This is a genomic window from Deltaproteobacteria bacterium, from assembly GCA_020845895.1.
Classification (GTDB): domain Bacteria; phylum Lernaellota; class Lernaellaia; order JACKCT01; family JACKCT01; genus JADLEX01.
Map to the genome: position 1 here is coordinate 1 of JADLEX010000170.1, position 14511 is coordinate 14511.

General features: G+C 66.5%; 15 protein-coding genes. 2 read left to right on the forward strand and 13 right to left on the reverse strand.

All coding sequences use genetic code 11. From position 1 onward, the window contains the following. The 8 genes from IT350_21310 to IT350_21345 all read right to left on the reverse strand — a co-directional run. Positions 1-616, reverse strand: a 616-nt coding sequence (locus IT350_21310; GenBank protein MCC6160600.1) for a hypothetical protein, incomplete at its 3' end; no start/stop codon positions are given. A gap of 12 nt (positions 617-628) precedes the next feature. Further along, a complete protein-coding gene (locus IT350_21315; protein MCC6160601.1) occupies positions 629-1822 on the reverse strand; it encodes a pyridoxal phosphate-dependent aminotransferase in 1194 nt (397 codons plus the stop codon). 68 nt (positions 1823-1890) lie between these two features. After that, a complete protein-coding gene (gene coaD / locus IT350_21320; GenBank protein ID MCC6160602.1) occupies positions 1891-2397 on the reverse strand; it encodes a pantetheine-phosphate adenylyltransferase in 507 nt (168 codons plus the stop codon). Between the two features lies 1 nt (position 2398). Continuing rightward, entirely contained in the window at positions 2399-2953 is a 555-nt protein-coding gene (rsmD, locus tag IT350_21325) for a 16S rRNA (guanine(966)-N(2))-methyltransferase RsmD (GenBank protein MCC6160603.1), read from the reverse strand. A gap of 19 nt (positions 2954-2972) precedes the next feature. Next, a complete protein-coding gene (locus IT350_21330) occupies positions 2973-3599 on the reverse strand; it encodes a hypothetical protein (GenBank protein MCC6160604.1) in 627 nt (208 codons plus the stop codon). 59 nt (positions 3600-3658) lie between these two features. Beyond that, positions 3659-4870, reverse strand: coding sequence for a hypothetical protein (locus IT350_21335; GenBank protein MCC6160605.1), 1212 nt, complete (start codon positions 4868-4870; stop codon positions 3659-3661). Next, positions 4867-5310 carry a response regulator gene (locus tag IT350_21340; protein ID MCC6160606.1) on the reverse strand — a complete coding sequence of 148 codons (444 nt, stop codon included), beginning with the start codon at positions 5308-5310 and terminating at the stop codon, positions 4867-4869. The genes IT350_21335 and IT350_21340 overlap by 4 nt, the downstream gene beginning before the upstream one ends. After that, on the reverse strand, positions 5310-6587 hold the full coding sequence (locus tag IT350_21345) for a hypothetical protein (protein MCC6160607.1): 1278 nt from the start codon (positions 6585-6587) through the stop codon (positions 5310-5312). The genes IT350_21340 and IT350_21345 overlap by 1 nt, the downstream gene beginning before the upstream one ends. Positions 6588-6792: 205 nt before the next feature. Between IT350_21345 and IT350_21350 the strand changes: the two genes are divergently transcribed. Both IT350_21350 and IT350_21355 read left to right on the forward strand, forming a co-directional pair. Then, positions 6793-8607, forward strand: coding sequence for a carbamoyltransferase (locus IT350_21350; protein ID MCC6160608.1), 1815 nt, complete (start codon positions 6793-6795; stop codon positions 8605-8607). 19 nt (positions 8608-8626) lie between these two features. After that, positions 8627-9031, forward strand: coding sequence for a hypothetical protein (locus IT350_21355; protein MCC6160609.1), 405 nt, complete (start codon positions 8627-8629; stop codon positions 9029-9031). A 19-nt stretch (positions 9032-9050) separates the two neighbouring features. Here IT350_21355 and IT350_21360 read toward each other — a convergent pair whose 3' ends face one another. The 5 genes from IT350_21360 to ftsH form a co-directional block, all read right to left on the reverse strand. Continuing rightward, positions 9051-10406, reverse strand: coding sequence for a phosphoglucosamine mutase (locus IT350_21360; GenBank protein ID MCC6160610.1), 1356 nt, complete (start codon positions 10404-10406; stop codon positions 9051-9053). Between the two features lie 79 nt (positions 10407-10485). Then, positions 10486-11427, reverse strand: coding sequence for a hypothetical protein (locus IT350_21365; GenBank protein ID MCC6160611.1), 942 nt, complete (start codon positions 11425-11427; stop codon positions 10486-10488). A 13-nt stretch (positions 11428-11440) separates the two neighbouring features. Further along, positions 11441-12190, reverse strand: a complete 750-nt coding sequence (locus IT350_21370) for a TIGR00159 family protein (protein ID MCC6160612.1) — start codon at positions 12188-12190, stop codon at positions 11441-11443. Positions 12191-12272: 82 nt separating this feature from the next. Next, positions 12273-13070, reverse strand: a complete 798-nt coding sequence (gene folP, locus IT350_21375) for a dihydropteroate synthase (protein MCC6160613.1) — start codon at positions 13068-13070, stop codon at positions 12273-12275. Positions 13071-13126: 56 nt separating this feature from the next. Next, a partial coding sequence (gene ftsH / locus IT350_21380) for an ATP-dependent zinc metalloprotease FtsH (GenBank protein ID MCC6160614.1) occupies positions 13127-14511 on the reverse strand: 1385 nt, incomplete at its 5' end.

The window sequence follows — 14511 nt, forward strand, 5'->3', positions numbered from 1 at the left end:
CCGCGAGGCCGACCCCAGGGTGATAACGCAGCCGGTGCACGCCGCCGCCGTCGCCGCCGAGCTTCGCAAGTTCGGTCCACGCGTCGCCGTCGAGACGCAGCACACGGCCGTCGCGCGTGCCGGCGAGGAGGCCGGGCTTCATCGTCGCGAGCGACATCATCGCGGCCTTCATCGTTTCCACATCCGGCGTTTCGCCGGGCTTCGGCATCATCTTCGCGGCAAGCGTCTGCTGCGTGGGACGGACTTCGACAAGCGTCTGCACCACGCGCGGCGTCGGCAGACCGATACGCACCGGCTCCCACGTCGCGCCGTCCGCCGAGCGCAGAACGCCCGTGCCCTTCATCGACGCGTAGATGTGCGTGTCGGTGGCGTAGAGCGCCAGCACCTGCGTGGTCGGGCCGGAATCGACGACCTGCTCGGGTTCCGGCTCGGGTGTCGTCTCGTCATCGACGAGCGGCGCGTCGAACTTGGGCACGGGCGCGGTGCGCGACTCGCGCGGCGGTCCCGGCAGGAATAACCAGCCGATGAGCGCGCCGACGGCGAGCCCGGCGACGAGCATCGCCGCGATGCCGCGCCACGTCGTGCGGCCCGTCGTGCGCCCCGGCCCGTTCGTCATCTTGTGGCCCGCCTAGCGCAGTTCGCCGAGCGCGCGGCCGATGCGCGCGAGGCCCTCGCGGATCAGCTCGTCGCTCGTCGCGTAGGACAGGCGGATGTTGGCGTCCGCGCCGAACGCGCCGCCGGGCACCGCCGCGACCTTGACCGCGTCGAGCAGGTACTCGCACAGCGAGAACGAATCGGTGATCGCCTTACCGCCCGCGCTCTTGCCGAAATGCGCCGAGAAATTGGGGAAGACGTAGAACGCGCCCTGCGGCGGGAAGCACGTCACGCCCGGCATGGCGGCGAGCAGGTCGAGCATCAGCCGCCGCCGCCGCGCGAAGGCCTGGAACATCTCCTGCCAGATCGCGTGATCGGCGTTCAGGGCGAAGGTCGCCGCGCGCTGCGCCACGGTGGTCATGCCCGAGGTGGACTGACTCTGCAGATTGGCCATGGCCTTGATGACCGGCGCGGGCGCGAGGGCGTAGCCGATGCGCCATCCCGTCATGGCGTAGGTCTTCGACACGCCGCTGACGAGGATGGTGCGTTCCTTGAGGCGCGGATCGAGGGTCGGGAAGCTGACGAACTCGAAGCCGTCGTAAACGAGGTGCTCGTAGATCTCGTCGCTGACCATCACGAGGTCGCGCTCGATCACGAGACGCGCGATGTCGGCGAGCTGCGCCCGGCTGTACGCTGCACCCGTGGGGTTCGACGGCGAATTGAGCATGATCGCGCGCGTTTTGGGCGTGATCTTCGCGGCGAGCATCTCGGCGGTGGCGGCAAAACCCGTGGACTCGTCGGTCGGCACGATGACCGGCACGCCGTCGGCGAGTTCGACCATCGGCGGATAGCTGACCCAGTACGGCGCGGGGATCAGCACCTCGTCGCCCGGCTCCAGAATCGACAGGAAGATCTGGTAGAGCGCGTGCTTGCCGCCGCAGGTGACGATGGTCTCCTCGGCGGTGTAGTCGAGGGCGTAGTCACGTTTGTACTTCGCGGCGATCGCCTTGCGCAGCGCGGCTTCGCCCGCGACGGGCGTGTACTTCGAGGCCCCGGCGTCGAGGGCGGCCTTGGCCGCGTCCTTGATCGGCGTGGGGGTGTCGAAGTCGGGTTCGCCGGCGCCGAAACTCACCACGTCATGACCCTCGGCCTGCAATGCCTTGGCCTTGCCGTCGATGGCCATGGTGGCGGAGGGCGGAATCGCGGCGATCTTGCGGGAAATTTTGATGGACATCGCGTCACCTCATGAGGAGAAGGCCGCCGTGCACCGGAGGCCGGAAAATTATCGTCGTGGTGTCACAGGTGCTGGGCTCGGATCTCGCCGGCCTTGGCCAGCAGGGCTTTTTCTACGGACGGCGGGACCATCTTGCCTACGTCGCCCCCGAGCATGGCGATTTCCTTGACCATGCTCGACGACAAAAACACGTATTTGCCGCTCGACATGAGGAAGAAGGTGTCGAGCCCTTCGAGCAGCATGCGGTTCGTGAGCGCCATCTGGAATTCGTATTCGAAATCGCTCACGGCGCGCAGGCCGCGTATCACCACCGAGGCTTTTTCCCGGCGCAGAAAATCGACCAATAGCCCCTCGAACGCCATCACGCGAACGTTCAAATCCGAGAGCGTCTCGCGGATCATCAGCACGCGCTCGTCGGGCGTGAACAGCGTTTTCTTGCGCGGGTTCACCGCGACCGCGACGATGAGGTCGTCGAAGTTGCCGGACGCTCGCCGGATCAGGTCCTCGTGGCCCATGGTGAGCGGGTCGAAACTGCCGGGGTAGACCGCGATCTTTCCGGGCGGAACCATGTCAGCCTTCCTGCGCCGATTCCGGTGATCGATAAAGGGTGAGTCCGCTATCTCCGTACCGGCGGCGGTCGAAAATTTCAAGCCCCGCCAGCGGAACTTCCTTCGCCGCGCCGCGATGCTCGAGAACCAGGACGCCTTCCGGCGCGAGCAGATCCGCCACGCCCGCCAGATCACCGAGGTCGGTCGCGTCGCTCTCGGCGTAGGGCGGATCGGCGAAAATCACGTCGAAGGTCGACCCGGCGAGGCGACGCAACGCGGCGCGCACCTCGGTCGCCAACACCTCGACCGACGCGCGGCAGGTCTCGACGTTTTGACGAATCACCGCCACCGCCCCGCGATCGCTCTCGACGCACACCACGCGCGCCGCGCCCCGGCTGTGGGCTTCGATCGCCACCGCGCCCGAGCCGCCGTAGAGATCGAGAAAGGCTTGATCCGTCAGATCCTGCCCGACGATGTTGAACAGGGCTTCGCGCACGCGATCGGGCGTGGGCCGCGTCTTGCGCCCCGGCGGCGCGACGAGCCGGCGGCCGCGATGAATGCCCGAGATTACGCGCACGGCGAGTCGAAAAGCGGCATCAGGGGATGTCCCAGACGAGATCGGCCTGACCCTGAACGCCCGTCACGTGGAGCTTGACCGCGCCGCCGGATAGGCGCAGCGCTTGGCCGTTTTCGTCGTGCGCGGGAAATTCGATGGCGTAGTTTCGCGCCCACGGATGCACCTGCGGCTTGTAGAGAACATCCGCCCGACGCTTGAGCTTGATCTCCTCGATCCGTTCGGGGCGCGCGCGACGTCCGTCGGCGTCCACGAGCCAGAACCGGAACGACGGCGACTTGGCATCGGCGAGGTTGTTCCACTCGCGGCGCGGCATATAGGCGCTGACGAAGACCTTGACCACGCGGCCGAGTTCTTCTTCGTCGCGCTTTTGCATCTTCGCCACATCGTTTGCGGGCAGGGCTTCGGCGCGGGCGGTCTCCCCGCGCAGCGCGTCGCGAAACACCTTCGAATACATCGTCGCGTCCACGACGAGTTCCGTGTCGAAGTTGTGGTAGATCTTTCCCGCGCGCGTCCATTCCTCGTACACGTCGCGGTAGCTCTCGTAAGAGCCCTCGTAGAGCCGGTCGGGATTGACGCCGGTCGCGGAACACGCGGGGAGGGTCGCGAGGATCGCGGCGCACAGGCAGAACCGAATCGCGGTTTTCATGGGGCGGATGCTAATCAAAACGGCGCGCGAATAAAAGCCTCGGCACGCGGCTTCGCCGGCTATCGGCCGCCGTCGCTTCTCGACAGCGCGCGAAGCAGCGGCGCGGCATTGGGACGCGTGCGGCCGTTCGCGGCGACGAGCACTCCGTCGTTGTCCGTGTCGATGTCGGCGGCGGGAGCATCGGGCACGAGTGCCGTGACGTCCAAAATCTCCCACTCGCCCTCGTCGGCATCCACGCCGATGCGCGGAAAACGCGGATCGGCGTTCACGGACAGCCCGACGTTCCACAACGTCGCCTCGCCTGTCACCTCGGTCACGCCGATCGCCACGCGCCCCCGGCCGGTCTCGACACCCACATGCAGCGTCATGGCATCCGGCCCTTCCCCAGCCGGGCCAAGCCAAATGGCCGAAACTTCATCACCCGCGAATCGCGAACCCGGCGGTCTGCGCGCGGGCCGAACCGCCGCGACGACGTCCTTCGGAATCGCGAAACGGCGGTCCGCGACGCGGGCGCAAAGCACGCACAGCGTGCCGTCCGGAGCACGCAGCGGAGAACCGAGCCGTCGAAGGATCGCGTCGAAACGTCCCAGGATTCTCGGCGAGACGTGCTCGTCCCTCAGTTCGTCGCGCAGTGTCGCCAGTTGCTCGACCCCTCGCCGCCACGCGTCCGGAACTTCCGACACCGCGCGCGCGCCCGGCGACGCGGTCGTCGCGGACGTTTGTGCGTCATCCGCGAGCCCGCGCGTGATGTCGTCGCAGGCCGCCTCCAGCGCCGCGGCCCGTTCGGCAAGCGGTTGCGCCACGTCGGACGGGACGGCGCGCCAGGCATCGATCAGCAATCGCGCCTGACCCATCAGGCGGCGTAGGTCGCGCTCCGGGTCGTTGGCTGGCGCCATCACCCGGATCGTGGCGACCAGATCGTCGATCGGTCCCGCTTCACTCGGGGCGTCGGCTGCGCGCCGCATTTCGGCGTCCACGACATCAAGCGCCCGCGTGAGCGCGTCGGCGACCTCGTCCGGCGCAACGATGCCCGGGTTTCGCCCGACGCGCGAGCACAACGACGCCGCTTCCACACCGATCGCCGTGATGGAGGGCTCGTCGAAAAACGAAGCCTGACCCGCGAGGCGCGACCACGCACGCTCGAGTCGCCGCCACGGCGACGAGTCCGAGGGATTCGCCGCGAGGGAGTCGATCACGCCGCGCATCGAGCGAAGCTCGTCCGACAATTCGGCGAGCCACTCGTCGCGCCACAGGTCGTCGCCGGTCGTCATAGCGAAATCCCGCGAAGGGTCTGGAGTTCGACAAACAGGCGCTGCCAGCGGTCGAGAAACGCGAAGGCGTCGTCCACCGCCGCGAGCAGTTGGTCGGGGTGACTCGCCGGATCGAGCACCACCGCGTCCGCGCCCTCGTTCATGCAGGTGATCGCGGTCGCGATCCCCAGCGCGTCGGCCGTGAGGATGACGCGCGTGGGCGGCGAGAGGCGGTGCAACTCGCGCAGCAGGTCGAGCCCCGACATCGGCGCGAGTTCGAGCCGCGCGATCACCACCTTGGGGCTCTGCGTGTGCGCGAGGGACAAGGCGATCTGAGCCGTCGTGGCCCGGCGGCAGACGCACCCCACTGGGGCAAGGATCGATTCGAGCGCGGCCAGCGTATCCGGTCGGTCATCGACCAGCAGAACCGGACCTCGCTCGGCGCCGCCGCGTCCCGTCATCACGACTCCGAACGCGCCCGCGCGCCGCCGCCCTCGATCGGCAGGTAGTCGCCCGGGTCCTCGAGATCGCGCTCGTCGCGATAGTCGGCATTCGCGATCGCCTTCGGCGCACCCGCGCCGTCCACCGCACGAACGGGGGCGTGGGAGGCAAGCAACGGCGGCGACTCCTCGCCGAGCGCGCGCATGACCCCCGCCGCGGACTCGCGCGCCGTGGCCAGGGCGAGATCCGCCAGTTCATCCTGACGCGCTTCCGAACGCAGCAGCGGCTCGGTCAACCGGGCGTGTTCGCGCTGCGCGGCCGGAATCTCCTCGAAGAGCCGGTTCACGAGGCCGATGCCCGCGACGAAGTCGTCGAGACGTGCAGCCAGCCGTTGCGACGTCTCGATGCCCTGCGCGCGCACCTCGTCGGACTCGCGCAGGATCTCGCGCGCGGACTGGGCCGAGTCGCGTGCGAGGCGCGCGAGCTCGCGCAGTTCCTCGGCGATGGCGATCAGCGGAGCCGACGGAGCGCCATCGCGCGACGCCTCGATGGAGGCCGTCAGCGCCACCGCATTCGCGTGCGCGGCCACGTCGCGAAGGTCGTCCGCGATGCGCGAGGCGTCCCGTTCCGCCCAACGTACACGGCCGAGCGCGTCGTTCATCTCCGAAACCGCCCCGGCGGCGGAGGCGGCCTGCGTGGTGATGAACTGGGCCGTGGTGCGTGCCTGCGCGATCTTGTCGGCGGCGACGCGCGCGGCTTCGTCCAGGGCGCGACGGTTCGCGCGATGATCGTCTCGTAGCCGCGACTGCTCGGCGAGTTGCTCCAGCAGCGACGCGCCCAGCGACGCGAGCCGCGTCAGCGCGTGATCGATCTCGGCATCGCGGCGATCACGCATTGTCCGCTCATCCGCCGTGCACCGCGCGAGGATTTCGACATTCCGGCGCAGCTCCGGGTGCTCGATCTCTGCCCGGGCCGCGGCCTCGGCATCGCCCCGCGCGAGCCGTCGCAGCGCCGTCGAAGTTCCGTCGAGCCAGCCGGCGAGTTCGGTATAGCGGCGATCAACCGCGCGAAACGCCAGTGCGTACGCCGCCGCTCCCGCCAGCGCCGACAGCGTCGCCCCCGCGCCGAACACCGCGAGAGCGAGCGCACGGGCTTCGGGCAATCGAGTGACCATGACGACCGCGCCAGCCCCGGTCGCCACAACGCCGGTCGCGACGACGAACGCCGCCGCCGCGCGGGCCGCACGCCGTGAAGGTCGCTCGCCGGATGGAGGTCTGGAAATGTCGGTGAATTCCACCGTGACGCACCGCCTGAAATTCGAACGACGCGGAAACCGGATCGTGTTTATCATAGCATGCGGTGCAGGATCGAGACAGTAATGGTCACGCGCCGCGCTGACCGCGCGCGGCCATTGACCGCGCTCGCGGCCATGTGATAACCGACGTGCGTCCACTAGCGAAGCCCGCGAACCGACATCACTCGAAACGAGGCTAAAACCGACCGTGAAGATTCTCGGCGTCAGCGCGTTCTATCACGATTCCGCCGCCGCGCTGGTGGTGGACGGCGAGATCGTCGCCGCCGCGCAGGAAGAGCGGTTCACGCGGATCAAGCACGACTCCGAGTGGCCCGAGCACGCCATCAAAGCGGTGCTGAAAATCGGCGGCATCAAGGCCGACGACATCGACCTGATGGCGTTCTACGACAAGCCGTTTCCGAAGTTCCAGCGGCTGCTCGAAGCGTTTCTGAACGAAGCACCGATGGGATACCGCCTCTTCCTGCACTCGATGCCGGCCTGGATGAAGTACAAGCTGATGGTGCCGAAGGTCTTCGAGCGCGAACTCGGCTGGAAGGGCGGCATCGTCTTTCCCGAGCACCACGAGTCGCACGCGGGCGCCGCGTTCTTCCCCTCGCCATTCGAGGAAGCGGCGATCCTGACCATGGACGGCGTGGGCGAGTGGACGACCACCTCGTTCGGCGTCGGGCGCGGCAACAGCGTCGAGATCCTGAACGAGATCCGCTACCCCCACTCGCTGGGTCTGCTGTATTCCGCGTTCACGGCATACTGCGGATTCCGCGTCAACTCGGGCGAATACAAGCTGATGGGCCTCGCGCCCTACGGGCGACCGATTTACGCCGACGCGATCCGCGAGCACCTCATCGACATCCGCGACGACGGTTCGTTCCGGCTCAATCCCGACTACTTCACGTATATCGTCGGCCTTCGCATGACGGGAAAGAAGTTCGACCAGCTCTTCGGCGGCCCCATGCGCACGGCGGAAAGCCCCATCGAGCAGCGGCACATGGACGTCGCCCGGTCGATTCAGGTCGTGACCGAGGACGTCATGATGAAGGCCGTGCGTCATGTCCACAAAGTCACGGGCATGAAGAACCTGTGCCTCGCGGGCGGCGTGGCGCTCAACTGCGTGGCAAACGGCCACATCCTACGTGAAGGGCCCTTCGAGAATATCTGGATTCAGCCCGCGGCCGGCGACGCCGGCGGCGCGCTGGGTGCGGCGCTCATCGCGTGGCACATGCATCAGGGAAAGCCCCGCACGGTGGGCGCGCGCGATTCGCAGCGCGGCAGTTACCTCGGGCCGGAGTTTTCGAACGACGAAATCCGCGCGTTCCTCGAAGGGCGCGGCATCCCCTACGAATATCTGGAGCGCGAGGAACTGATCGAGAAGACCGCCCGCGTCATGGTGGACGGCAAGGTCGTCGGCTGGTTTCAAGGGCGGCTCGAGTTCGGGCCGCGCGCGCTGGGGGCGCGGTCGATCATCGGCGATGCGCGCAACCGCGAGATGCAGCGCACGATGAACCTGAAGATCAAGTACCGCGAATCGTTCCGGCCCTTCGCGCCGTCCGTGCTCGCCGACAAGGTGTCGGACTGGTTCGACATGAGCGCCGAATCGCCGTACATGCTGCTCGTCGGTCATGTGAAGGACGAGCACATGCTGGCGCTTTCCGACGAGGAGAAGGGGCGATTCGGCCTCGACCTGCTCAACACGCCGCGCTCGTCGGTTCCCGCGATCACGCACGTGGACGGCTCGGCACGCGTGCAGACGGTGCACCGCGACGACAACCCGCTCTATTACGACCTCATCCAGCGCTTCGGCGAAATCACCGGCGTTCCGGTCATCGTGAACACGAGCTTCAACGTGCGCGGCGAGCCGATCGTGTGCACCCCGGAGCACGCCTTCACCTGCTTCATGCGCACGCACATGGACCATCTCGTGATGGGCAACTTCTTCCTGTCGAAGACCGATCAGGCGCCGCTGGACGAGGACTTCGACTGGCGCAACCACTTTTCGCCCGATTGATGCGGGCTGCGGAGTCGGATTGAAGCGCAAGGAAAAACCGAACGACGTTCGCGATTTCAGTCTCGCCCTGGGGACGATTCTCGCGGGGATCGGCGCGTTCCGCCTGTGGAAGGCGATGGGGTTCGACTGGCCCTTCATCGCCGCGGGCGTGCTCGTCGCGTTGCTCGGGCTCTTCGCCAAACCCGTCATGCACCCGGTCTTCAAAGGCGGCATGTGGGTCGCGGACAAGATCTCGTGGGTGATGACGCGCGTGATCCTGACGATCCTCTACGTCTTCGCGTTCGTTCCCTACGGACTGTTCTTCCGGCTTTTCCGCAAGGATCTGCTCGATCGCAAACTCCACCGCGACTGGCCGACGTACTGGCAGCCGAAGAAACGCAAGGACATTTCGACGAAGGATCGACTCGGCCGCCTGTTCATCTGACGCCGCGCCGCACCGCGATTCAGACGCCGATCTCCTGCTCGATCGCGCCCAGGATGTCATCGCACAGGCGCACGATCACGTCCTCGTTCTCGCCTTCCACCATCACGCGCGCCTTGGTTTCGGTGCCCGAGTAACGCACGAGAATTCGGCCGGACTCGCCGAGGGACTTTTCCGCAGCGCTGATGCGCCGGGCGACCTCGGGCATCTGCTCGAAGGGGATTTTTTCGCGCACGTTCACGTTGCGCGTGATTTGCGGAAACACGGTCATGACCTCGAAGAACGTGGATAGCGGGGCTTGTCGCTTGACGAGATAGGCCATCACCTGAAGCGCGGACAGGATGCCGTCGCCCGTGGTGTGTTCGTCGCCGAAGATGAAATGCCCCGACTGCTCGCCGCCGAAGTTGTAGCCTTCGGTCTGCATCAGCTCGATCACGTATCGGTCGCCGACGCCGGAGCGCACGACGTGCCCACCCACGGAGCGCAGCGACGCCTCGAGCCCCATATTGCTCATCACCGTCGCGACGACCGTGTTCTTCTTCAACCGATTCTCGGCGAGCATGTGACGACCGATCGCGGCCATGACGTGATCGCCGGTCACCGTGCGACCGCGCTCATCGACCATCACAAGGCGGTCGGCGTCGCCGTCGAGGGCGATGCCGAGGTCCGCGCCCTGTTCGCGCACGAGCTCGGCCATCGTTTCGGGGTGCATCGCGCCGCAGCGGTCGTTGATGTTCTTGCCGTCGGGTTTGTTGCCGATCACGTGCACGGTCGCGCCGAGTTCCTCGAAGACGGCGGGCGCGACCTTGTACGCCGCGCCGTTTGCGCAGTCGAGCACGATTTTCACGCCTTCCAGCGTCAGGTCCGCGGGGAACGATTTCTTGAGGAAAACGATGTAGCGGCCCACGGCGTCGTCGATGCGCCACGCGCGGCCGACCTCGCCCGCCGTGACCGGATTTTCCTCGGCCTGGCGCGAGTCCATGATCTCCTCGATGCGCTCTTCGACGTCGTCGGGCAGTTTGTAGCCGTGGCGGTCGAAGAACTTGATGCCGTTGTCCTCGAACGGATTGTGGCTCGCCGAGATCATGACCCCGGCGTCGGCGCGCATGTCGCGGGCGAGAAACGCCACGCCCGGCGTCGGCAGCGGCCCGAGCAGCAGCGTGTCCACCCCCGCCGAACAGATGCCCGCCGAAAGCGCAAATTCGAGCATGTAGCCCGAGCGGCGCGTGTCCTTGCCGATCAGGATGCGGTGGCGGCGCACGTCGGTCTTGAAGCGATAGGCCGCCGCGCGGCCGAGACGCATCACCGTGTCGGTCGTCATGGGCTCGGTATTCGCTTGCCCGCGAACACCGTCGGTGCCGAAATATTTGCGAGACATCGATCCCCTCGTTTCGATTCTGATGCGGAAATGCGCCGCGACCGGCGCGTCGTGTTATCGGAACAATTCCCCGAAACGTTTATTTTTTTCGGGTTTTCTGGACCGTCAGCTCCACTTCACCCAGGCCCGCGCCCAGCGGCAGTACGTCGCCGCCCTCAGGCAGGCGCAGCTCGGGCCGGACCTTGTGCCGGCCGGGAGCAAGACCCTGCGCATCGACGACGAGGCGGACGCGATCGGTGTCGAGCTTGCGCATGGCCTCGACCGGACCCTTGAGACGCAGATCCTGCGCGGGGGGATTTACCGAGGTCACGAACTCGGTGTTCTCGACCTCGATGGGCACCTGCTCGAATCCGCGCTGAATGATTTCGGCGTGAATGCGTACGGTCACCTCGACGTCGGTCGGCTCCGTGAGTTCCACGTGCTTCCCCACGAGATTGAGGGCGTGCATACCGCGATAGGTGTCCTTGAGTCCCGCCACGTCGATCGGCTCGGTCGGCACGGCGTTCATGGTCGCGATCTCCTCGATCGCTCCCGACACCTTGACGAGTTTCGGCTCCGACGACTTCTCCTCGATCTGATACCCGAACGCCGGTTCGCCCTGCGTGACGATTTCGACGGGCATTTCCTTGTCCACGCGCTCGGAGAATTTGATCGAGATCTCGCTCGGCGACAGCTCCGTCACCTTCACGCCCGACGGCAATCCCTTGATGCGCGTGTCGATCACCTTGAACGAGATTCGACCCGGCGTGGCCTGCGACATGTCGAGTTCATAACCGAGACCGTTCTGTTCGATTCCACGAAGCTGCGCCGCCGAACCGATCAGCTTGATGTCGATCGTGCTGACGACGTCCGACGTGCGCACGAGGTTCTCCGGCAGGTTGCGCAGTTCCAGCACCGCCGTCTTCGGCACCTCGAGCTGCGTCTGCCCGACGGACACGTACAGCCACAGCAGAACGGCGAAGACCAGACTCAGGACCTTGAGCGGCCAGTTGACGGAGACGGCGCGAACGAGGGATTTCACCGGATTCATCGCCTCAGCCCATGAGTTTCTTCAGCCGTTCGTACAGGACGTCCGGCGCGAGATCGCGTTGCATGTGTCCTTGGTGCACCAGACTCGCCGCGCCGCGTTCCTCCGAAACGACCAGCACGACCGCGTCGGATGCCTGCGAGACGCCGATCGCCGCGCGGTGGCGCGTGCCCAGATCCTTGTCGAGATGCACGTCGGTCGCGAGCGGAAAAAAGCACCCCGCCGCGACCATTCGCCCGTTGCGGATGATGACCGCGCCGTCGTGAATCGGCGACGAGGGCAGAAACATCGAGATGATGAGCTCGCGCGAGATGGCCGCGTCGATCGCGATGCCTTCGTCGATGTATTCGTTCAGACCGGTTTCGCGCTCGATGACGATGATCGCTCCGATGCGCCGGTTAATGAGCGCCTGCACGGCGCGCACGACCTCGTCGATGAACTCGGTGGGCACCAGGAAATTGTTGGACGCGAACGGGTTCTTGCCGAACCGGGCCAGGCCGCGCCGGATGTCCTCGGCGAAGAGGATGACGATGAGGATGATGACGGACTGGAGAAAGTTGTCGAGCATCCAGTGCAGCGTGTGCAGCTCGGTGTAGCGCGAGAGCACGTAAACGCCCAGCACCAGCGCGAGGCCCAGCATCATCTGCAGCGCGCGCGTGCCGCGCACCAGCATGATGATGTTGTAGATCACCACCGTGACGACAAGGATGTCGAGTGCGTCGCGCCAGTTAAAGCTGAGGAAAAAATTCCAGTTCAAGGGCGCCTCGCGGGGCCGGGGCGAACGCACCGCGTGCCGGGATTGCGTGACGTTCCGAATCTAACGAACGGACCCCGTGAAATCAAGCCGGATCGGTCCCGCGAGCGTGCAGCGCGGTCCAGACGCGTAGCGCGCGGCAGGCTCCGGCGACATCGTGAACGCGGTGGATGTGCGCACCGCGCGATGCCGCGACCAGTGTGGCCGCGACGGTTTCGGGATCGCGGTCGCGCGCGTCGGCGCCCGTGATCCGGCCGAGAAAACTCTTGCGCGACAGGCCGATCATGACGGGTCGGCCGAACGCCGCGAGTTCGCCGAGGCGGCCGAGAATCTCCAGATTGTGCGCGAAGGTTTTCGCGAATCCGATGCCGGGATCGACGACGACCGCCTCGTCCTTCACGCCCGCCGCGCGGGCGAGATCGAGTGCCCGGCGCCAGTGCGCGAGGATATCGGCGACCACGTCCTCGTAATTCGCACGCGTCTGCATGTCGGCGGGCGTGCCGCGCATGTGCATCACGACGAGCCCCGCGCCGTGGCGTGCCGCGATGTCGGCGAACTCGGGCGCGCGATCGAGCCCAGAAATGTCGTTGACGATCGCCGCGCCCGCCTCGAGCGCGGCCTCGGCCACGGCGGGCTTGGTGGTATCGACGCAGATCGGAACCGCCGGAATGCGACGAGCGAGTTCGCGGATGACCGGCACGACGCGATCAATCTCTTCGGCTTCATCCACGGTCGGCGCGCCTGGGCGCGTCGATTCGCCGCCGACGTCGATCAAATCCGCGCCGTGGCGCGCCATGCGTTCGCCGTGCGCGACAGCCGCATCAAACGCCTTGTATTCTCCACCGTCGGAGAACGAATCGGGAGTCACGTTGAGGATGCCCATGACGAGCGGTCGCTCATGGGCGTCGAACGAAAAGCGCCGTCCGCGAAACGGAAGCGTCAATTCGGGTCGCTCTCCGAGCCGGGTTTCTTGGCAGACGCGCGATCGTCCGAATCGTCGATGTGTCGCTCGCCGTCTTCGCCGCCGCGCTCCCAGATCGGGCGGTAGTCCTTGGACTCACCCTCGCCGTCGGCGGGAGTTTCGCCCGATTCGGCGGATTCGCCTTCGTCGGGCTCTTCATCCTCGACGCGCTGGCGCACGATGGGCCGGCCCTCGATGAGGCTCCGCAGTTCCGCGCCGTCGATGGTCTCGTACTCCAGCAGCGCTCCGGCGACGCGCTCGAGCGCTTCGCGGTTGTCGGTCAGGACCTGCCGCGCGCGGCCCAGCGCGTCGGTCACGAGCGTGCGGATCTCGCGGTCGATTTCGTTGGCCGTCGCCTCGGAGTAGTCCTTGTGGTGCGCGAGTTCCTTGCCCAGGAACACCATTTCTTCCTGGCGGCCATAACGCAGCGGCCCGAGCGAGTCGCTCATGCCCCACTCGGTCACCATGCGCCGCGCCATGTCGGTGGCGCGTTGGATGTCATTGGCCGCGCCGGTGGTGACATGGCCGAGCGCGATTTCCTCCGCCACGCGTCCGCCCATCATGAAGGCCAGCAGGTCGATGAGGTAATGGCGGCTGTAGGTGTGGCGATCGTCCACGGGCAGGGTCTGCGTGACGCCGAGGGCGACTCCGCGCGGGATGATCGTGACCTTGTGAACGGGATCGACGTTCTTGAGCATCGCGCCCACCAGCGCGTGGCCGGCCTCGTGGTACGCGGTGTTCCTTTTCTCGTCTTCGGTCATGACCATGCTGCGCCGCTCGATTCCCATCAGCACCTTGTCCTTGGCCGATTCAAAGTGGCGCATGGCGACCTTGTTCTTGCCCTCGCGGGCGGCGATGAGCGCGGCCTCGTTGACGAGGTTCGCGAGATCGGCCCCGGTGAATCCCGGCGTGCCGCGGGCGATGACCTGCATGGTCACGTCCTTGGCGAGCGGGATCTTGCGCGTGTGGACCTTCAGGATGCCTTCGCGGCCATTGATGTCGGGCGGAGGTACGACGACCTGCCGGTCGAATCGGCCCGGTCGCAGCAGCGCCGGATCGAGCACGTCGGGGCGGTTTGTCGCGGCGATGAGGATGACGCCTTCGTTGCTCTCGAAGCCGTCCATTTCGACGAGGAGCTGGTTGAGCGTCTGCTCGCGCTCGTCGTGCCCGCCGCCGAGGCCCGCGCCGCGATGGCGGCCGACGGCGTCGATTTCGTCGATGAAGATGATGCACGGCGCGTTCTTCTTGCCCTGCACGAACAGGTCGCGCACGCGCGACGCGCCGACGCCGACGAACATCTCGACGACCTCCGATCCGGAGATGCTAAAGAATGGCACCCCGGCTTCGCCTGCACTCGCTTTCG